Source organism: Pseudomonas sp. TNT3 (assembly GCF_010095445.2).
GTDB lineage: Bacteria > Pseudomonadota > Gammaproteobacteria > Pseudomonadales > Pseudomonadaceae > Aquipseudomonas.
In genome coordinates this window covers 1-19,240 of the sequence record NZ_WFGV02000080.1, presented here as the reverse complement: position 1 = coordinate 19,240, position 19,240 = coordinate 1, and the positions used below count along the sequence as shown (strand labels likewise).

Genomic DNA, 19,240 nt, shown 5'->3' with positions numbered 1-19,240 from the left:
GGTCAACGACACCATCAAGACGGGGCTGAACAAGGTCAAGCCGAGCCTCGATACCTACATCAGTGCGGCCGAACGCATAGTCGGGCTGGCGCTGGAAAATCCCGACGCCGCGCAAAAAGACCTGGGCACCTTCAACGCGGCGTTCAGCCAGCTCGAGGGGCAGATGGCCGCCCTTAGCGAGTTGATTGAAACCGATACACAGCAGACCAGTGTCGGCACGCAGCAAGCCATCAGCAACGCCAACATGGCCCTGGGGGGCGTACTCATCGCCAGCTTGCTGTTGTTGCTCGCCCAGGGACGCTGGGTGATGTTGAGCATCATGGGCCCGCTGCAATCGGCCAGTCGTATCGCCGACAGCATCGCCCGGGGCAATTTGAGTGAGCCGATTGTCGAGCCCACTGCAAAGGACGAAGCCAGCACGTTGATCCGCAGCCTGGCGACCATGCAGCGCGACCTGCGCGGCATGATCGAGGTGGTTCGCAGCAACGCTCACGGCGTGAGCGGCATGAGCGAGCGTCTGAGCAGTGGTTGTCACGAAGTGGCCGGCAGCAGTCAGCAGCAGAGCAGTGCCGCCAGCACCATGGCCGCAGCGGCCAGCGAGATGACCGCGAGTATCGAGGAAATCACCCGGCACGCCGAGCGTGCGCTGAACATGGCCAATCAGGCGGAAACGCTGGCCAAGGATGGCGGCCGGGTGATCCACCAGGTGGTCAATGACATGGATGGCATCGCGCGTTCAGCACAGCAGTCCGCTCAGGTCATCCGCACGCTGGACAAAGAGTCCGAAGGGATTTTCAGCATCATTCAGGTGATCAAGGGCATTGCCGATCAAACCAACCTGCTGGCACTGAACGCTGCCATTGAGGCCGCGCGCGCCGGTGAGCAGGGACGCGGGTTTGCCGTGGTGGCCGACGAAGTCCGCAGCCTGGCGGGTCGCACCAGCGCCTCCACCCAGGAAATCGCCGACATGGTTGCGCGCATTCAGCTAAGCACCCGTGAAGCCGTCACCAGCATGGAAGCCGGCGTTGCGCAGGTCGACAAAGGCATGGCCGTCACCGCCGAGGTCGAGCGGGCGATCCGGGAAATTCTCGACGCCACGCTGAACACCACCCAACTGGTCAACGACATCAGCCGCACGATTGGCGAGCAAAGCCTGGCCAGCAACGAAATTGCCCATCAGGTGGAAATGATCGCCGGCATGTCTGAGGACAACAGTCGAGTCATCGGCCAGACCGCCACGACGACCGATGAACTGGCCACGTTGGCAGGCAAGCTGTCGCAGTCGGTGGATCGGTTCAGGCTTTGAGCGGGCGGCTGCACATGAGGGAGGGTTGAGGGCAAAAAAACCTAACAATGTTTTTATATGCTCAAAAAAACATTTACAAGCAATCAGCATGCTGTGAATATGTCCGTGCGAATTTAAAAAAACAAAATCGCATGCGGCGCTGATCAAGGTCAGGCCATAACAAAAACGACATAAACACAGGCTTGAAGCCGGCTCTGCCCCTGGCCGGACTTTTCAGCGAAGGAGAACCTCTCCCGTGCATCGCATATTGAACAAATCTCTCTGCGTCACCTTGCAAGCCCTCGGCGTGGTCGCCCTCGGTGCTGCGTTTGCGCAGGCCCAGGCCACCACCACGTTGCGAGTCGGCCTCAACGCCGACATCCGCAGCACCGAGCCGGGCGTCAACCGTGACGAAAATACCGACACGGTCATGCTGCACATCGTCGAGGGTCTGGTGGCCCATCGCGAAGACGCGTCCGTCGGCCCTTTGCTGGCTCGGGAGGTTCAGGTCTCCGATGACGGCCTGACCTACACCTTCAAACTGCGCGAAGGGGTGCACTTTCATAACGGCGCTACGCTGAGCGCTGCCGACGTCAAGTGGACCTGGGAGCACTACCTCAACCCCAAGACCCAGTGGCGCTGCCTGGCGGAATTCGATGGGCGAGGCGGGGCGAAAATCACCAGCATTGCCACACCCGATCCACTCACCGTGGTGTTCCAGCTTGACCAGCCAAGCGGGCTGTTTCTGGCGTCCATGGCGCGGCCGGATTGCGGCGGTGGCGGCATTGTGCACCCGGATTCAGTGGCCGCAGACGGCAAATGGAAGGCGCCCATCGGCACCGGTCCTTTCACCCTGGCGGACTGGAAACCAGGCCAGTCTGTAGAGTTGGCGCGGTTCAAGGATTACAGCGCCCGTGACGATGCCGGGCCAGACGGTTTTACCGGCAAGAAGCAGGCGCTGGTCGACGTGCTGCGCTTCATGATCATTCCCGATGCTTCGTCGGCCAAGGCCGCCTTGCTCTCTAACAACATCGACTTGCTGCCCGATGTGACCGCCAGCGATGCCCAGGAGCTCAAGACACTGCCGGGGATTCAGGTCTCGGTGAGCCCGATCATGGCGATCTGCGGCCTGCTGTTCCAGACCAATGACCCGTTGCTCAAGGATGTGCGCATCCGTCAGGCGATTGCGCATTCCCTGGACTACGGACAAATGGTCACCGCTTTGTCCAACGGGCTGTCCGAGCCCAACAACTCGGCCGTTCCGCAGACCAGTGCCTTCTATAGCGCCGCCGCCAGGCAGGGCTATAAATACGATCCGCAGGAAGCTCAACGCCTGTTGAAAGAGGCGGGCTATCACGGTCAGCCGATCAAGATGATCGTCAACAAACGCTATCAGCAGATGTTCGACATGGGTGTGCTGAGCCAGGCCATGGCGCAGGGCAGTGGCTTGAATATCGAGATGGAAACCCTGGAGTGGGGCACTCAGCTGGAGCGTTACCAAAGCGGTAATTACCAGATGATGTCGTTCTCCTATTCGTCCCGGCTGGACCCGGCGCTGGGCTTCGATTCGCTGATGGGCGACAAGAGCAAGGAGCCGCGCAAGGTCTGGGACAACCCGCAAGCCCAGGCGCTGTTGCGTGATGCCGTGCGCCAGAGCGACACGGGTAAACGCCAGGCGTTGTTCGATCAGCTGCACAAGATGATGATTCAAGACACGCCGATGGTGATCATCTACAACGGCACCATCATTGGCGCGCTACGGGACAGCGTCCGTGGCTATCACTCCTGGCCGGTGGCCAAGCCTCGTCTGTGGGGCGTCAGCCTCGCGGCACAGTAAGGCGGAGTCTGATCATGTTGCGTTTTATCCTGCAAAAACTCGGGATGGCGATACCGACCCTGTTACTGATCTCGGTGATGGTGTTCGCATTGATTCGCCTCATCCCCGGTGACCCGGCACTGTTGATGCTCGGCGACATGGCCGACCCGCAGAGCCTGGCCGACATGCGCCAGAACCTCGGGCTGGATCACACGTTGGTGACCCAGTTTCTGATCTGGATCAAAGCCGTCCTCAGCGGCGATCTGGGGTTCTCCATCAGCACCAAACAAGCGGTGTTGCCGCTGATTCTCGAGCGCTTCAGCGTCAGTGCCATCATCGTTCTGGTGTCGGTGCTGCTGGCCACCCTGATTGCGGTGCCGGTCGGGCTGATTGCCGCGTGGAAGCAGAACAGCGCGCTGGACCTGGGGCTGGTCACCACGGCCACGCTGCTGCTGTCGATTCCCAGCTTCTGGCTCGGCTTGCTGTTGCTGCACGCCTTCGGCATCAAGCTCGGCTGGTTGCCGGTGGTGGGGTACGTCAGTTTTGCCGAAGCGCCCTGGAAAGCGATGAGTTACCTGGTGTTGCCGGTGGTCACCCTGACACTGGTGGAGCTGGGCGCGATCACTCGCATGGCTCGGGCCAGCACCATTGAAGTACTGCGCCTTGAGTACATTGCCCATGCCCGCGCCAAAGGCCTGTCCGAGCGTGCAGTGCTGTGGCGGCACGCCTTGCCTAATGCATTTGCGCCGACCTGGACGCTGGTCGGGCTGATCCTGGGCAACCTTCTGGGCGGCATTGCAGTACTCGAAACCGTGTTCACGTTGCCAGGCATCGGCCGGCTGATGGTGGACGCGATTTTCGCCCGCGATTATCCGGTGCTACAGGGCTGTCTGTTGCTGATCACCTTCATCTATGTGCTGGTCAACCTTTGTGTGGATCTGCTCTACCCGCTGTTCGATCCAAGGGTGAAGTTATGAGTTCGAATCTTCCCGTGGCACCCGCTGCCGGCGCCATGAAGACGCCCGCCAAACCCCCGCGCGCCTGGCCGCCCGCCAACGCGCTGATCGGTGGCAGCCTGCTGCTGATACTGATTTTCCTGGCCTTGCTGGGGCTGGTCTGGACGCCGTTCGATCCGCTGCGTATCGACCTGTTGTCGCGGTTCCAGGCGCCATCGGCCCTGCATTGGCTGGGCACCGATGAGTTCGGTCGCGACGTGTTCAGCCGGTTGCTGATCGGCGCCCGTACGAGCCTGTGGATCAGCTTGCTGACGGTCAGTGTTGCGGTCTTCGCCGGGACGCTGATCGGCATGCTTGCCGGTTACCTGCGTGGCTGGACCGACCGTTTGCTGATGATGTTCAACGATGCGCTGCTGGCGTTCCCGGGCATCCTCATGGCGCTGGGCATCATGGCAATCATCGGTGCCAGCAAGTACGGCATCGTTCTGGCGCTGGGCATTGCCTACACGCCATCGGTGGTGCGAGTGGTGCGTGGCACGGTGCTGTCGCTGCGCGAACTGGAATACATCGAGGCATCGCGCGTGATCGGCAACTCCGAGCTGTACACCATGCTGCGCCATATCGCGCCCAACTGCCTGGCGCCGCTGTGTGTGCTGGCGACCAGCATGTTCGGCTGGGCACTGCTCTCGGAAAGCGCCTTGAGCTTTCTCGGGCTGGGCGTTCCACCACCGGCCGCGACCTGGGGCAACATGCTCGCCAGCAGTCGGCCGTACATCGCCTCGGCGCCTTGGCTGGGAATCTTCCCGGGGCTGTTCATCTGCCTGGCACTGTTGGCAATCAATCTGTTCGGCGATGCCCTGCGTGATCGTCTCGACCCCCGGATGAGGAAATGAGCATGTCAGCCGACAACGTTTTGCTGAACGTGGAAAACCTGAAAATTCGCGTGGGTGAGCATGGCACGCTGGCGGTCGACGACCTCAGCTTCAGCGTCGCCCCAGGCGAGATTGTGGCCCTGGTGGGCGAGTCGGGCAGCGGCAAGACGATGGCAGCCCGTGCAGCGATCGGCCTGCTGCCCCAGCCGATGCAGGTCTGTGGCGGACGGCTGTATTTCCAGGGCCGCGATCTGGTCAACCTCGACACCGCGCAGCTTCGGGCCATTCGTGGGGCGAGTATCGGCATGGTGTTTCAGGAACCGATGGTGTCGCTCAATCCGGCCTTGAAGATCGGTCAGCAGATGAGCGAAGCCCTGCAGCTGCACACCGATCTGAATGCCGCGCAGATCCGCGAGCGCTGCGTGACGATGCTGCAACGCATCGGTATCAAAGACGCCGAACGTTGCCTGGAATCGTACCCGCATCAGTTCTCCGGCGGCATGCGCCAACGGATCATGCTGGCCTCGGTGATGCTGTTACGTCCGGCCCTGTTGATTGCCGACGAGCCGACCACCGCATTGGACTGCCTGGCGCAGCTGGACGTGATCGAGCTGATGCTCGAACTGACCCGGGAGCAAGGCACGGCGATCCTGTTCATCAGTCACGATCTGTCGCTGGTGGCGCGCTATGCCCACAAAGTGGTGGTGATGCGCCACGGCAAATCGGTAGAGCAGGGCACTATCCAGGACATCCTGCTGGCCCCCAAGGCCGAGTACACCCGACAGTTGCTGGAAGCGTTGCCCCGCCGTGGTGAATTGGCGCCGCTACCGGCCAGCAGCGGGCCGTTGGTGGAAGTCGATCAGGTCTGCATCGAACATCCCGGGCCCACCTCGTTCTGGGGAAAACGCCACTACAAACGTGTTGTGCACTCGGCCAGCCTGGCGATTGCACCGGGCGAAACACTGGCACTGGTGGGCGGCAGCGGGTCGGGAAAAACCACCCTTGGCCGCTCGCTGGTGGGCTTGATCAAGCCCTGTTCCGGTGCAATACGCTTCAAGGGCGTGGACATCCTCAAGGCCGCCAATCGCACCCATCGATTGCAGTGCCAGATGATCTTTCAGGACCCTTACTCGTCCCTCAATCCGCGGATGAAAATCGGTGAGATCCTGGCAGAGCCGTTGCGCCATGAGCCGGGGCTGAATGTGGAGCAGCGGCGAGAACGTGTGGCGCAAACCCTGCGAGATGTCGGGCTGGCCGAGCAGTTTGTCGACCGGTTTCCTCACCAGCTTTCCGGGGGGCAACGCCAGCGTGTTGCGATTGGCCGGGCGCTGGTTCGCCACCCGCAACTGGTGATCGCCGACGAGCCGATTTCCGCCCTGGACATGACGATCCAGAAGCAGATTCTCGAGCTGTTCGAGCGCTTGCAGGCGCAGTACGGTTTTGCCTGTCTGTTCATCTCCCATGACCTGGCGGCCGTTGAACGCATTGCGCACCGGGTGGCCGTCATGCACCAGGGCGAAGTGGTGGAGGTGGGAAGGCGCGAGCAGATCTTCGACCATCCGCAGCACCCGTATACGCGCCAGTTGCTCGCGGCGGCCAGCCCGTTGGAAAAGCTCGTTGACGGCGGTTACCGAATACGACCTGCCAACTTTTGATTTAACACCCTGACTGCACCCCGCGCGCCAGCCTCGACACTGGCGCGATGGGAGAAGTCATGCCCGAAAAAACAATAAGACCGACTCGACAATCACGACTGCCAGGAGCCAAGACAATGAATAACAACAACTTCAACCTGATTTTGAAGAGCGTGGGCCTGATGGGGGGCGGCCTCATGTGCGTGCCGGCCCAGGCCGATTTCATCAAGGACAGCAAGGCTGATCTGGACCTGAAAAATTACTACTTCAATCGCGACTACCGTGAAGACGCCGGGCAATCGAAACGCGAGGAATGGGCCCAGGGGTTCATCCTCAGTCTGAAGTCGGGTTTCACCGAAGGCACCGTCGGCTTTGGGGTCGACGCGGTCGGCATGCTCGGCCTTAAACTCGACTCCAGCCCCGACCGCTCCGGTTCCGGCCTGCTGTCGCGAGACAACGAGCCAGAGCCCGGTCAACCGAGCTACGTCAAACGCGCCCACGATGAATACTCCAAGCTGGGTGTGACCGGGAAGATGCGCTTTGCCAAGAGCGAACTGCGCAGCGGTTACCTGGTGCCGGACCTGCCCACCTTGCAGCCCAACACCAGCCGATTGTTCCCGCAGACGTTTCGCGGCACTCAGGTGACGTCCGCCGATATCACCGGCCTGAACCTGACCGGTGGCCAGATTGACCGGACGAAGCAGCGCGAATCGACCGATTACCAGGACATGGGGCTGACCAGTCAAAGCGGCGCGTACAAGAGCTCGGCGAGAAGCGATCAGTTCCGCTTCATGGGGGGTGATTACAAGGTCAATCCGAACCTGACGCTGACGTATCACCTCGCTCAACTGGAAGACATCTATCAGCAGCATTACGTGGGCTTGAAGAACAGCTTTGCGCTGGGCGGCGGCACGTTGAAAACCGATATCCGTTACTTCGACGCGGACAAGGCGGGGGCGGGCCTGGCGGGCAAGGTCGATAACCGCGCGCTGAGTACGCGGGTGGCCTATAGCTACAAAGGGCACAGCCTGGGCGGCGGTTATCAGGAACAGTTCGGTGATACGCCGTTCACCTATGTTGATGGCACTAATACCTATCTCTTTTCCGAGTATCAGCTGAGTAACTTTTCGCAGACCAATGAACGGGTCTGGCATGCGCGTTACGACTTTGATTTTGCGGCGCTGGGTGTTCCGGGGCTGACGTTTTCGACGCGTTGGGCCAAGGGCGATCAGGCGCAGGTGTTGGGCTTTGCGGGGGAGGGGCGGGAGTGGGAGCGTGATATCGACCTGGGGTATGTATTTCAGTCCGGGGCGCTCAAAGGGGTTTCTTTGCGGTGGCGCAATGGGCTGAGCAAGGCCAATTACCTGCGTGACATGAATGAAAACCGATTGATCGTCGGTTACACCGTGGCGCTCTGGTAATGAGTGCGCTGTTGCGATGGCGGCTTGACGAGCAACCCCGGTCCGTCGGGCACACTCTCGTTAACTGTGGGAGCTGGCCTGCCAGCGATGGCGGCCTGGCAGCCGCCGCATCTCTCAAGGATGTTCCGCATTCAAACTGTGGGAGCTGGCTTGCCAGCGATGGCGGCCTGGCAGCCGCCGCATCTCTCAAGGATGTTCCGCATTCAAACTGTGGGAGCTGGCTTGCCAGCGATGGCGGCCTGGCAGCCGCCGCATCTCTCAAAGATGTTCCCCATTTAAACTGTGGGAGCTGGCCTGCCAGCGATGGCGGCCTGACAGCCGCCGCATCTCTCAAGGATGTTCCGCATTCAAACTGTGGGAGCTGGCTTGCCAGCGATGGCGGCCTGACAGCCGCCGCATCTCTCAAGGATGTTCCGCATTCAAACTGTGGGAGCTGGCTTGCCAGCGATGGCGGCCTGGCAGCCGCCGCATCTCTCAAAGATGTTCCCCATTTAAACTGTAGGAGTGAGCCTGCTCGCGATGGCATCCTGGCAGCCGCCGCATCTCTCAAGAATGTTCCGCATTCAAACTGTGGGAGCTGGCTTGCCAGCGATGGCATCCTGGCAGCCGCCGCATCTCTCAAGGATGTTCCCCATTCAAACTGTGGGAGCTGGCTTGCCAGCGATGGCGGCCTGGCAGCCGCCGCATCTCTCAAGGATGTTCCGCATTCAAACTGTAGGAGTGAGCCTGCTCGCGATGGCGGCCTGGCAGCTGATACATTTTCTGCTGGTGTACATATCCGTTTCTGCGGTAACGGCTACTTATGGTTTCGCTCTTACAGCGAGTCACTTTTGGCAAACGCCCCAAAAGTAACCAAAAAGTCTTGCCCCACCATACGGCCCCTCGCTGGGGCTCGGTGTTCCCTCACTCCGGCATTACTCCGGGGGCCCGCCGCGATCGGCCATCCATGGCCGTGCGCGGCTAGCTCGGCATCCATGCCGAGCTTCCCCCTGCGCAACGCCTGCGTTCGGCCTGCTGGAATGGGGCAGGTAGATCAAAAGCCAAAGCAACAGCAACAGCAACAGCCAAAGCCAAAGCCAAAGCCAACGCAACAGCTTCGCGAGCAGGTTGAATTGTTGCTCCGCTGCTCCCACTCGGGCTTACGTACGCTAAGCCTTGTTGCGTGCAACACCCATTTTGCTGGCCACTTCCAGGTGTCGGTGCAGCAGGGTGGACGCCCATTCGTTATCCCGTTGCTCCAGGGCATCGAGAATCGCCAGGTGCTCGCGGCACGAGACCTTGACCCGTTCGACGTTGCTTGCCGAATGAAACTCGGTCAGACGCCGCAACCGGTTCTGTTGCTGGATCGCCTGCAGGATGTAGGTATTGCCGGACGCCGCCGCCAACAGCTCATGGAACTCGGCATTGCTTTCAAAAAAACGCTGTCCGTCGACCTGTCCTTCAAGCAGTTCGAGCTGGCGTTCACGGCAGCGGCGGAACTGTTCCGGATTGATCTTGAAGGTCGGTTCGAGCAAGCCGGATGGCTCCAGCAGCATGCGAAAACGATAACTCTCGAAGCGGGTCTGCGGGCTGCTCAACGTCGGCAGGAACAACCAGCCATGCCCGTGTCGGCGCTGCATCACGCCCTCATCGGACAGGCGCAGCAAACACCGACGCAACACGCTTTTGCCCACGCCATAACGCCGCAGCAGATCACTTTCGGAGATCTGGTCGGGCAGGACCTGGTTCAGCCGGTCATCAATCAGGCGGGTGTAAAGCTCGTCCTCCTCGTTGTGCAGCTCACTGACCTGCTGCGCAAGACCGGTAGCGGTGTGCAACGGCACGCGAAAGCCCTGTTGGGGCAACGGTTCGATCAGTTGCTGTTCGGCCAGGTACGACAACGCGCTGCGAATCGGCGAGCGGGACACGCCCAGGCGCTGCGTCAGTTCGACTTCCTTGAGATGGGTACCGGGTTGCAGGTCGCCCGACTGAATGGCGGAAAGAATCTGGCCGGCGACTTTGGTCTGCAGCGAGGTGAGTTGAGACATGGCGCGTTGTCGTTCCTGTGACAGGGGAGGGAAGGATACCCGAAAACAGCAAATAGCTTCGATGTGGCCTTGAGCGGAATTATAGGCAGTACAAATACATTTATGCAGTGATCAGTAAATATTCAGCTGTATTATTTCGAATATAAAAACATTGCCAGCCCATGAGCGGCAATTTTTGAGGACGCTTTGTTATGACCTATGTACCCCTGCCCAGAGCCTTGCCTCATGAACGGGGCGTCGACGCCGGCGCCATCGTGGACTTTCTGTCAGCGATCACCCGCGCCGACCTCGAAGTGCACAGCTTTATGCTCTACCGCCAAGGTGCGGTGGTGGCGGAGGCGTTCTGGCAGCCGTACTCGGCCCGGCGCATGCATGTGCAGCATTCGGCGACCAAGAGCTGGACCGCCACTGCCGTCGGCTTGCTGGTCGATGATGGCCGCCTGAAGCTCGAGGACAAGGTGGTCAGTTTCTTCCCTGAATTGTGCCCGGTCGAGGTCAGCGCGAATCTCGCCGCCATGACCGTGGAGGACCTGCTGACCATGCGTACCGGGCACCAACGGGGCATTTCCGGTGGGGCCTGGCGCAACCTGCAAACCAGCTGGGTCGAGGCTTTTTTGCAAGAGCCGGTGGATGAGCCGCCTGGCAAATCGTTCATCTACAGCAGCGCCTCGAGCTTCATGTTGTCGGCCATTGTCACCCGCGTGACCGGGCAAACCATGCACGCGCTGTTGCAGGAACGGGTGCTGGATCGACTGGGCCTGGACAAGCTCGAATGGGACCTCGCTCCCGGTGGGTTCAACTCCGGCGGTAACGGCCTGAGCTGCACCACGGAAGACTCGCTGAAGTTTGGTGTTCTGCACCTGAACAAGGGGCTGTGGGAAGGGCGCCAGTTGCTGTCGCCGGAATGGATCGCCAAGGCCACACGCAATCAGGTCGATGATGTCTGGATGGGCGAATTCGACGGCAAGCAGTACCTGCCCCGCAACAAGGATGCTGCCAATGAAGCCAAGCGTGAAGGCTATGGCTATCAATGGTGGATGACCCCGCAGGGCGGTTACTACGCTTCTGGCGTTTTCGGCCAGTACTGCATCGTGTTGCCGGAGCAGGACACCGTGATCGCCTTCACCTGTGGCCTGCGCCTGGGCGAGCGGCGTTTGCACGCGGCCATCTGGGAACAGCTGTTTCCGGGGTTGGGACGTGAGGCAATGGATCCCCAGGCCAGCCAGGCCCAACTGGACGCACTGATCGATGGCCTGCGTCTGCCCACGCTGCAGGGCCTGAGTGAGTCACCGCACGCCGCCGAACTGCAAGGTCGTTTCAGCATTGAGCCCAATGAGGACGGTGTTCGCGAACTGGCCTTCGATTTTCATGACGACTACTGCGACTTCAGTCTGGTCGACCACCGTGGTACCCACCGCCTGCGCGTCGGTTTGCAGCAGCCGGTCGAGTCCGTCACCAGCCTCACCGGCAATTATCTGCACCACCAATATCAACCGGAACAGACCCCGGTCATCGCTCACGCTCGCTGGACTGAAGAGGGCGAATTGCGCATGGACTGGCGGTTTGTCGAAACCGCTTTTGGCGATCACGTCAGCTGCCGCCTGGAAGGGGGCCGCCTGCTGTTTGATCGCGGCGTCAACACCAATGCCGGATCGATGCAGCGCCCGACACTGACCGGTACCCGGATCTGATTTGCCTACAATTTAAGGAGCGAAACCTGTGAACGACACCTCGACTTCGGCGCTGTGGGCGCCCTTTACTGCCATGCGTCAATTCAACCGCCAGCCGCTGCTGTTCGACAGCGCCGAGGGCATGCACTACACCACAACGGACGGCCGCCGGGTGCTGGACGCCATGGCCGGGCTCTGGTGTGTCAACGCCGGTCACGGACAGGCACGAATTGTGGAGGCGATTCGTGAAGCGGCGGGGCGTCTGGACTTTGTTTCCTCGTTCAAGATGAGTCACCCAGCGGCGCTGGACATGGCCGATCAATTGGTCGCGAAAGCGCCGGTGGGCCTCGATAAGGTGTTCTTTACCAACTCCGGTTCCGAGGCGGTGGACACCGCGCTGAAGATCGCCCGTGCGTACCATCAGGCTCGCGGCGACTGTCGCCGGACCAAGTTGATTGGCCGCGCCAAGGGGTATCACGGCATGGGCTTTGGTGGTCTGTCGGTGTCCGGTATCGGCCGTCAGAAGCGCGACTTCGGGCCGTTGCTGGGTGATGTCGCGCACCTGCCGTTGCCGTACGACGCCAGCCTCCGATTCAGTGCCGGACAGCCTGAGCAAGGCGCGCACTACGCGGACGCCTTGCTGCAGCTGCTGGAGATCCATGACCCGGCCACGGTGGCGGCAGTGATTGTCGAGCCGGTCACCGGGTCTGGCGGAGTCTACGCGCCGCCAGTCGGGTACCTGCAAAAACTGCGCGAAATTTGCGACCGCCATGGTGTGCTGCTGATTTTCGACGAGGTCATTACCGGTTTTGGCCGACTGGGCGACAACTTCGGTGCGCAGGTCTTTGGTGTGACGCCGGACTTGATGACGTTGGCGAAAGGCTTGACCAATGGCGCGGTACCGATGGGCGGTGTGCTGGTGAGCGGTGCGGTGTACAACGCGTTCATGAACGGTCCCGAGCAAGCCATCGAGCTGATGCACGGTTATACCTACTCTGCGCACCCGCTGGCGTGTGCGGCGGGTCTGGCGACTTTGGCGGTGCATGAGGAGCTGGGCATCAACGCTCATGTACAACGCATTGCGCCGACCTGGCAGAACACTGCGCTTGCCTTGCGTGAGCAGGGCCTGGTGTTGGACGTTCGCGCCATCGGCATGCTCTGCGCGGTGGAACTCAAACCGCGTGACCAGGCACCGGGCGCACGCGCTGCCGAGGTAGCCCAGCGCTGTTTCGATGCGGGTCTGCTCGTGCGTGCCTCGGGCGAAAACATTGTGTTGTCACCGCCGCTGATCGTCACCGAAGAGCAGATTGCCCTGATCTTCGACACCTTGCGCAGCGCCCTCGATCAAACCGCCTGAGGAGACACGATGAACTACCTGGATTTCTACATCGACGGCGAGTGGGTCAAACCTGAAGGCGCCGCGACGCTGGAGGTGATCGACCCCTCGACCGAGCGGTCCGTCGGCGTCATCAGCCTGGGTTCGCGCGCTGATGTGGACCGCGCCGTGGCGGCCGCCAGACGAGCCTTTACGGGATACTCGCAATGGTCGCGTGAACAGCGGCTGGAGCTGTTGGCGGCCATCATCGAGGGTTATGAGAAACACAGCGAGGCGTTGGCCGAGTGCGTGCACAAGGAAATGGGCGCGCCGCTGTCACTGGCGCGCAGTGCCCATGTTCCGGCGGGCCTGGGGCATCTGCGCCGGGCCTTCGAGGTCCTGCGCACGTATGACTTCGACCGGCCCCATGGCACCACCCTGATCAGCCGCGAGCCGATCGGCGTGTGTGGCCTGATCACGCCGTGGAACTGGCCGCTTAACCAACTGACCTGCAAACTGGCGCCTGCGCTGGCGGCCGGCTGCACCCTGGTGCTCAAGCCCAGTGAAAAGGCCCCACTCTCGGCGATGTTGCTGGCCGATATCCTTCATCAGGCCGGCGTGCCCAAAGGCGTGTTCAATCTGGTCAATGGCGACGGCCCGACCGTGGGGGACGGCATCGCCCGGCACCCTGACATCGACATGGTGTCGTTCACGGGGTCCACAGGCGCGGGCATTGCCGTGGCCAAGGCTGCGGCGGATACGGTCAAGCGGGTCTCCCAGGAGTTGGGGGGCAAGTCGGCTAACCTGATCCTCGCTGATGCCGACATCGAGGCCGCTGTGCGCCACGGTGTCAGTAGTTGTTTTCGCAACAGCGGACAATCCTGTAATGCGCCGACCCGATTGTTGATTCCGCGCGCGCTGCAGCAGCAGGCCATCGAGATTGCCAGGCACGTCGCCGCCGAGGTCTGTTTCGATGACAGCCATCCGCCCACGGCCATCGGCCCGCTGGCCAATCAGGCGCAGTACGAGCGGGTCCAGGCCTTGATCGGCACCGCCCTGCAACAAGGGGCGCACGCCGTGTGTGGCGGTGTTGGCCGCCCCGACGGCGTGTTGCAAGGCTATTACGTCAAACCGACGGTATTCGCCGACGTCACTGCAGACATGCCGATCGCCCGGGAGGAAGTCTTCGGGCCAGTGCTGGTGATCATCCCGTATGACAGCGAAGACGAGGCGGTGGCCATCGCCAACGACAGCCCTTACGGCCTTTCGGGTTATGTCACTGCGGGCACGCTGGAGCGGGCGCGGTCAGTGGCTCGGCGCTTGCGCACCGGCATGGTCCACCTCAATGGCAGCAAAGCCGACAACGGCGCGCCTTTCGGCGGCTACAAGCAATCGGGCAATGGTCGCGAGTGGGGCGTCTACGGGTTGGAGGACTACCTGGAAGTGAAATCGATATTCGGTTATCAGCCGAACGCCTAGCGGACCGAACCTGCTGGCAAGGCAGCAGTTCAGTCCGTGCGGTACATCAGGTTAGAGGTACTTGTCCGTGACGGCGCCTTCCGAGGCGCTGGACACGGTCTTCGCATACTTGGCCAGCACCCCGCGTTTGTACCTGGATTCCGGCCGCACCCAGCGGGTCTTGCGCTCGGCCAGTTCAGTGTCGGACACATCGACGGTGATCTGGCGGGTTTCGGCGTCAATGACGATCCGGTCACCGTCTTCCACCAGCGCAATCGGACCGCCCTCGAACGCTTCGGGGGTGACATGCCCCACCACGAAGCCATGCGACCCGCCCGAAAAACGCCCATCCGTGATCAGGGCAACGTCCTTGCCCAATCCCTTGCCCATGATCGCCGAAGTCGGCGAGAGCATCTCGCGCATCCCCGGTCCGCCCTTGGGCCCTTCATAGCGGATCACGATCACGTCGCCGGTTTTGACTTCGCCGTTGAGAATGCCCGCCAGCGCGCCTTCTTCACCGTGGTAAACCCGCGCCGTGCCTGCAAAGCGCAGGCCTTCCTTACCGGTGATCTTGGCCACTGCGCCGGTGGGGGCGAGGTTGCCGCGCAGCACCACCAGGTGAGATTCCTTTTTGACCGGCTTATCAAACGGCAGGATCACGTCCTGGCCATCCGGGTAGTCGGGCACGTTTTGCAGGTTTTCCGCCAGCGTCTTGCCGGTGACGGTCAGCGCATCACCGTGCAACATGCCGGCGTCTAGCATGCGTTTCATCAATGGTTGAATGCCGCCGATCGCCACCAGCTCGCTCATCATGTATTGGCCGCTGGGACGCAGATCGGCGACCACCGGGGAGACCTTGCCCAGTTCGACGAAATCATCCAGCGTCAGCTCGACCTCCACGGCATGTGCCATGGCCAGCAGATGCAACACGGCATTGGTCGAGCCGGCGAGGGCGATCACCACGCGGATCGCATTTTCAAACGCCTTGCGGGTCATGATGTCCCGCGGTTTGAGGTCCAGCTTGAGCAGCTCCATGACCTGCTGGCCGGCGCGGAAACTGTCCGAGGCCTTATCGCTGCCGACCGCATCCTGGGAACTGGAACCCGGCAAGCTCATGCCCAGCGCCTCGATGGCCGAGGCCATGGTGTTGGCCGTGTACATGCCGCCGCAGGAGCCGGGGCCGGGGATGGCCACTTCCTCGATCTGCTTGACCTGAATTTCGTTGATGTCCCCGCGTGCCTGTTGGCCCACCGCCTCGAACACCGAAATGATATCGGTGTGGCCGGCACCCGGACGGATGGTGCCGCCGTAGACGAAGATCGACGGGCGATTCAACCGTGCCATGCCGATCAGGCAGCCCGGCATGTTCTTGTCGCAGCCACCCACGGTGACCAACCCGTCGAAGCCTTCGCAACCGGCCACCACTTCGATCGAGTCGGCGATCACCTCCCGCGATACCAGCGAGTACTTCATGCCTTCGGTGCCATTGGCGATGCCGTCGGAGATGGTGATGGTGTTGAAAATCACGCCCTTTGCGCCAGCGGCATTCGCACCCCGTTCGGCCTCGAGCGCCAGTTTGTCGATGTGCATGTTGCAGGGCGTGACCATCGCCCAGGTCGAGGCAATCCCGATCTGCGGCTTCTTGAAATCGTCGTCGGTAAAACCTACCGCTCGCAGCATGGCGCGCCCGGGTGAACGCTCTATGCCGTCGACCACCTGGGAGGAATATTTGCGCAGATCGACTTCATCGCTCATCACGAGTCCTCATGGGTTCAATCGGAAAACGCTGAGTATAGTCGCCCGCCACACCCAGACCTGCCGGCGCCGGGGCAGTCAGCGCACGGACCAACACGTTGCGAACAGACGCGCGGGTTTGCCCTGACGTGATATTCTTCGCAACAACTTGGTTTGACCTATTCAGTTTGCGTGTCCTCGAGACGCGCCAACAGAATCACTGTCGCTCAAGTAGCTGAAGCCAATAAAGATAAAAAACCAGTTCAGAAGGGACATATAAACTGAGGTCGATACAGTCAATCGGCCTTGTGTGCCCACCCTCCAATCCAATGCACGAGCACCCCACGACATCCTGCCTGAATGCCGTGAAACAAGGGGCTCGAGACTGAGGATGGCAGGGCGGATGGCGTTTTATCATAGGTGCTACAGATGTTTAAAAAAATGAACACGGCCCTGCTGGGGCTGGCTTTGTCGATGGGGATCACGTCCGTTCAAGCGGAAGAGGCAAAGAAAGTCGATGTACTGCTGATCGGCGGCGGCATCATGAGCGCGACCCTCGGTGTCTGGCTCAATGAGCTGGAACCGGGCACCTCGATGGAAATGATCGAGCGTCTTGACGGCGTCGCCCTCGAGAGCTCCAACGGCTGGAACAACGCCGGTACCGGGCACTCTGCCCTGGCCGAGCTGAACTACACCCCGGAAGACGAGAACGGCAAAGTCTCGATCCCGAAAGCCGTTGAGATCAACGAAGCGTTCCAGATTTCCCGTCAGTTCTGGGCCTGGCAGGTTCAGCAAGGCGTGTTGAAGAATCCGCGTTCGTTCATCAACTCCACACCGCACATGAGCTTCGTGTGGGGCGATGACAACATCAAGTTCCTGAAGAAGCGCTACGAAGCGCTGCAAGCGAGCCCGCTGTTCGCTGGCATGCAGTACTCCGAAGACCCGGCTGTGATCAGGAAGTGGGTCCCGCTGATGATGGAAGGGCGTGACCCGAACCAGAAAATCGCGGCCACCTGGAGCCCGATCGGCACCGACGTGAACTTCGGCGAAATCACCCGTCAGTTCGTTGCGCACCTGCAGACCACGCCGAAATTCGACTTGAAGCTGTCCAGCGAAGTGCAGGACATCACCAAGAACGACGATGGCACCTGGCGCGTCAGCTACAAAAACCTGAAAGACGGCAGCAAGTCCGAAACCGACGCCAAGTTCGTGTTCATCGGCGCGGGCGGCGGCGCCCTGCACCTGCTGCAGAAGTCGGGCATTCCTGAAGCCAAGGAATACGCTGGCTTCCCGGTTGGCGGCTCGTTCCTCGTGACCGAAAACCCGACCATTGCCGAGCAACACCTGGCCAAGGCCTACGGTAAAGCGTCTGTCGGTGCTCCTCCGATGTCGGTTCCGCACCTGGACACCCGCGTCCTGGACGGCAAGCGCGTGATCCTGTTTGGCCCATTCGCGACCTTCAGCACCAAGTTCCTGAAAGAAGGTTCGTACCTGGACCTGCTGACCACCACGACCACGCACAACGTGTGGCCGATGACCAAGGTTGGCATCAAGGAATACCCGTTGGTCGAGTACCTCGCCGGCCAGCTGATGCTGTCTGACGAAGACCGCCTCGACGCCCTGAAAGAATACTTCCCGAACGCCAAAGCCGAAGACTGGCGCCTGTGGCAAGCCGGCCAACGCGTGCAAATCATCAAGCGTGATGAAGCGGCCGGTGGCGTGCTGAAACTGGGCACCGAGATCGTCGCTTCCCAAGATGGCAGCATCGCCGGTCTGCTGGGCGCCTCGCCGGGTGCATCGACTGCCGCACCGATCATGCTGACCGTGCTGCAGAAGGTGTTCAAGGACAAGGTCGCAACGCCGGCCTGGCAGGAAAAGCTGCACCAGATCGTGCCGAGCTATGGCACTCAGCTCAACGGCAGTCCTGAGAAGGTTGCCGAAGAGTGGGCCTATACCGCCAAGGTATTGCAGCTGACTCCACCGCCAGTGATTGGCAAGATGGCGGCTCCGGCGGCTGCTCCGGTTGACGCTGAAAAGGCTGCGCCGAAGGCCAATGCTGCGAGTGATATGGCTTTGTAATTTAAAAGCCTGGTTGTGAAGAAGCCCGCTGAGCCGGTAATGGTCAGCGGGCTTTTTTGTGGTTGCTCTGAACCCGGATCAAACTGTGGGAGCGGGCTTGCTCGCGATGACGGCCTGACAGTCGCGCATTTCTGGCGTGTGTTCCCATATCAAACTGTGGGAGCTGGCCTGCCGGCGATGACGGTTTCATAGCCGACGGGTATTCCCCTGATGCACCCGGCTCATACTGTGGGAGCCGAGCTTGCTCGCGATGGCTGCCTGATTGGCGGTGAGATTCTTGCTGGTGTACATATCCATTCCTGCGGTTACGGCTTCTATTGGTTTCGCCCTTACGGCGAGTCACTTTGAAAAGCGCAAAGTAACCAAACGCTCTTGCACCTTTCGTCCGGTGCCTCGCCTAGGCTCGGCATACCCTCGCTCCGGTCCTGCTCCGTGGGCCCGCCGCGATCGGCCATCCATGGCCGTGCGCGGCTAACCCGGCATCCATGCCGGGTTAGCCACTGCGCAGAACCTGCGCTCGGCCTACCGATGGGGCAAGAAGATCAAAAGCCAAAGCGAGGCGGCCTGACAGCCGACCTGACTTTCGAAGCGCACGCGTTCTCCTGTGGGAGCTGGCTTGCCAGCGATGACGGTCTGACAGTCGACCATTTTCTTCGGATGTACCCGGATCAAACTGTAGGCGCGAGCCTGCTCGCGATGGCTGCCTGATCGGCGGTGAGATTCTTGCTGGTGTACATATCCATTCCTGCGGTCACGGCTTCTATTGGTTTCGCCCTTACGGCGAGTCACTTGGAGGAGCGCCAAGTAACCAAACGCTCTTGCCCCTTTCGTACGGTGCCTCGCCTAGGCTCGGCATACCCTCGCTCCGGTCCTGCTCCGTGGGCCCGCTGCGATCGGCCATCCCTGGCCGTGCGCGGCTAACCCGGCATCCATGCCGGGTTGCCCACTGCGCAGAACCTGCGCTCGGCCTACC

Annotated in this window: 12 protein-coding genes; 10 read left to right on the top strand and 2 right to left on the bottom strand. The window is 61.1% G+C overall.

Annotated elements, in window-relative coordinates; genetic code table 11:
* The 6 genes from GBC55_RS27755 to GBC55_RS27730 form a co-directional block, all read left to right on the top strand.
* The coding region (locus GBC55_RS27755) for a methyl-accepting chemotaxis protein (protein WP_247267028.1) at nt 1-1,306 on the top strand (1,306 nt) is incomplete at its 5' end.
* Nucleotides 1,307-1,592: 286 nt separating this feature from the next.
* Nucleotides 1,593-3,122: an ABC transporter substrate-binding protein gene (locus GBC55_RS27750; RefSeq protein WP_247267029.1), complete on the top strand. Its 1,530-nt coding sequence runs from the start codon at nt 1,593-1,595 to the stop codon at nt 3,120-3,122.
* 14 nt (nt 3,123-3,136) lie between these two features.
* Complete coding sequence (locus tag GBC55_RS27745) at nt 3,137-4,078, top strand: ABC transporter permease (RefSeq protein ID WP_162440260.1); 942 nt, start codon at nt 3,137-3,139, stop codon at nt 4,076-4,078.
* Nucleotides 4,075-4,950, top strand: coding sequence for an ABC transporter permease (locus tag GBC55_RS27740; RefSeq protein ID WP_162440259.1), 876 nt, complete (start codon nt 4,075-4,077; stop codon nt 4,948-4,950). Before GBC55_RS27745 ends, GBC55_RS27740 begins: the two co-directional genes overlap by 4 nt.
* A 2-nt stretch (nt 4,951-4,952) precedes the next feature.
* The gene (locus GBC55_RS27735) at nt 4,953-6,584 is read left to right on the top strand and encodes an ABC transporter ATP-binding protein (RefSeq protein WP_162440258.1); all 1,632 of its coding nucleotides are present in this window, start codon (nt 4,953-4,955) and stop codon (nt 6,582-6,584) included.
* 116 nt (nt 6,585-6,700) lie between these two features.
* Nucleotides 6,701-7,984, top strand: coding sequence for an OprD family porin (locus GBC55_RS27730; RefSeq protein WP_162440257.1), 1,284 nt, complete (start codon nt 6,701-6,703; stop codon nt 7,982-7,984).
* Between the two features lie 1,148 nt (nt 7,985-9,132).
* Here the strand turns inward: GBC55_RS27730 and GBC55_RS27725 are convergent.
* A complete protein-coding gene (locus GBC55_RS27725) occupies nt 9,133-10,011 on the bottom strand; it encodes a GntR family transcriptional regulator (protein ID WP_162440256.1) in 879 nt (292 codons plus the stop codon).
* A 191-nt stretch (nt 10,012-10,202) separates the two neighbouring features.
* Between GBC55_RS27725 and GBC55_RS27720 the strand changes: the two genes are divergently transcribed.
* The 3 genes from GBC55_RS27720 to GBC55_RS27710 all read left to right on the top strand — a co-directional run bounded on the left by GBC55_RS27720 (nt 10,203) and on the right by GBC55_RS27710 (nt 14,475).
* Nucleotides 10,203-11,702 (top strand): serine hydrolase, encoded by a 1,500-nt coding sequence (locus GBC55_RS27720; RefSeq protein ID WP_162440255.1) that lies wholly within the window; start codon nt 10,203-10,205, stop codon nt 11,700-11,702.
* A 73-nt stretch (nt 11,703-11,775) separates the two neighbouring features.
* The gene (locus GBC55_RS27715) at nt 11,776-13,038 is read left to right on the top strand and encodes an aminotransferase class III-fold pyridoxal phosphate-dependent enzyme (RefSeq protein WP_162440277.1); all 1,263 of its coding nucleotides are present in this window, start codon (nt 11,776-11,778) and stop codon (nt 13,036-13,038) included.
* Between the two features lie 9 nt (nt 13,039-13,047).
* A complete protein-coding gene (locus GBC55_RS27710) occupies nt 13,048-14,475 on the top strand; it encodes an aldehyde dehydrogenase family protein (RefSeq protein WP_162440254.1) in 1,428 nt (475 codons plus the stop codon).
* A gap of 51 nt (nt 14,476-14,526) precedes the next feature.
* Here GBC55_RS27710 and ilvD read toward each other — a convergent pair whose 3' ends face one another.
* Complete coding sequence (gene ilvD / locus GBC55_RS27705; protein ID WP_162440253.1) at nt 14,527-16,209, bottom strand: dihydroxy-acid dehydratase; 1,683 nt, start codon at nt 16,207-16,209, stop codon at nt 14,527-14,529.
* Between the two features lie 408 nt (nt 16,210-16,617).
* On the opposite strand from ilvD, the gene mqo reads away from it, so the two are divergent.
* Nucleotides 16,618-18,267, top strand: a complete 1,650-nt coding sequence (mqo, locus tag GBC55_RS27700) for a malate dehydrogenase (quinone) (RefSeq protein WP_162440252.1) — start codon at nt 16,618-16,620, stop codon at nt 18,265-18,267.
* Nucleotides 18,268-19,240: the final 973 nt, after the last annotated feature.

What these genes read in the sequence shown, in the direction of transcription:
- mqo (WP_162440252.1), top strand. Translation starts at nt 16,618, where the DNA reads ATGTTTAAAAAAATGAACACGGCCCTGCTGGGGCTGGCTTTGTCGATG.
- GBC55_RS27715 (WP_162440277.1), top strand. Translation starts at nt 11,776, where the DNA reads ATGCGTCAATTCAACCGCCAGCCGCTGCTGTTCGACAGCGCCGAGGGC.
- GBC55_RS27725 (WP_162440256.1), bottom strand. Translation starts at nt 10,011, where the DNA reads ATGTCTCAACTCACCTCGCTGCAGACCAAAGTCGCCGGCCAGATTCTT.
- GBC55_RS27745 (WP_162440260.1), top strand. Translation starts at nt 3,137, where the DNA reads ATGTTGCGTTTTATCCTGCAAAAACTCGGGATGGCGATACCGACCCTG.
- GBC55_RS27740 (WP_162440259.1), top strand. Translation starts at nt 4,075, where the DNA reads ATGAGTTCGAATCTTCCCGTGGCACCCGCTGCCGGCGCCATGAAGACG.
- ilvD (WP_162440253.1), bottom strand. Translation starts at nt 16,209, where the DNA reads ATGAGCGATGAAGTCGATCTGCGCAAATATTCCTCCCAGGTGGTCGAC.
- GBC55_RS27735 (WP_162440258.1), top strand. Translation starts at nt 4,953, where the DNA reads ATGTCAGCCGACAACGTTTTGCTGAACGTGGAAAACCTGAAAATTCGC.
- GBC55_RS27710 (WP_162440254.1), top strand. Translation starts at nt 13,048, where the DNA reads ATGAACTACCTGGATTTCTACATCGACGGCGAGTGGGTCAAACCTGAA.
- GBC55_RS27730 (WP_162440257.1), top strand. Translation starts at nt 6,701, where the DNA reads ATGAATAACAACAACTTCAACCTGATTTTGAAGAGCGTGGGCCTGATG.
- GBC55_RS27720 (WP_162440255.1), top strand. Translation starts at nt 10,203, where the DNA reads ATGACCTATGTACCCCTGCCCAGAGCCTTGCCTCATGAACGGGGCGTC.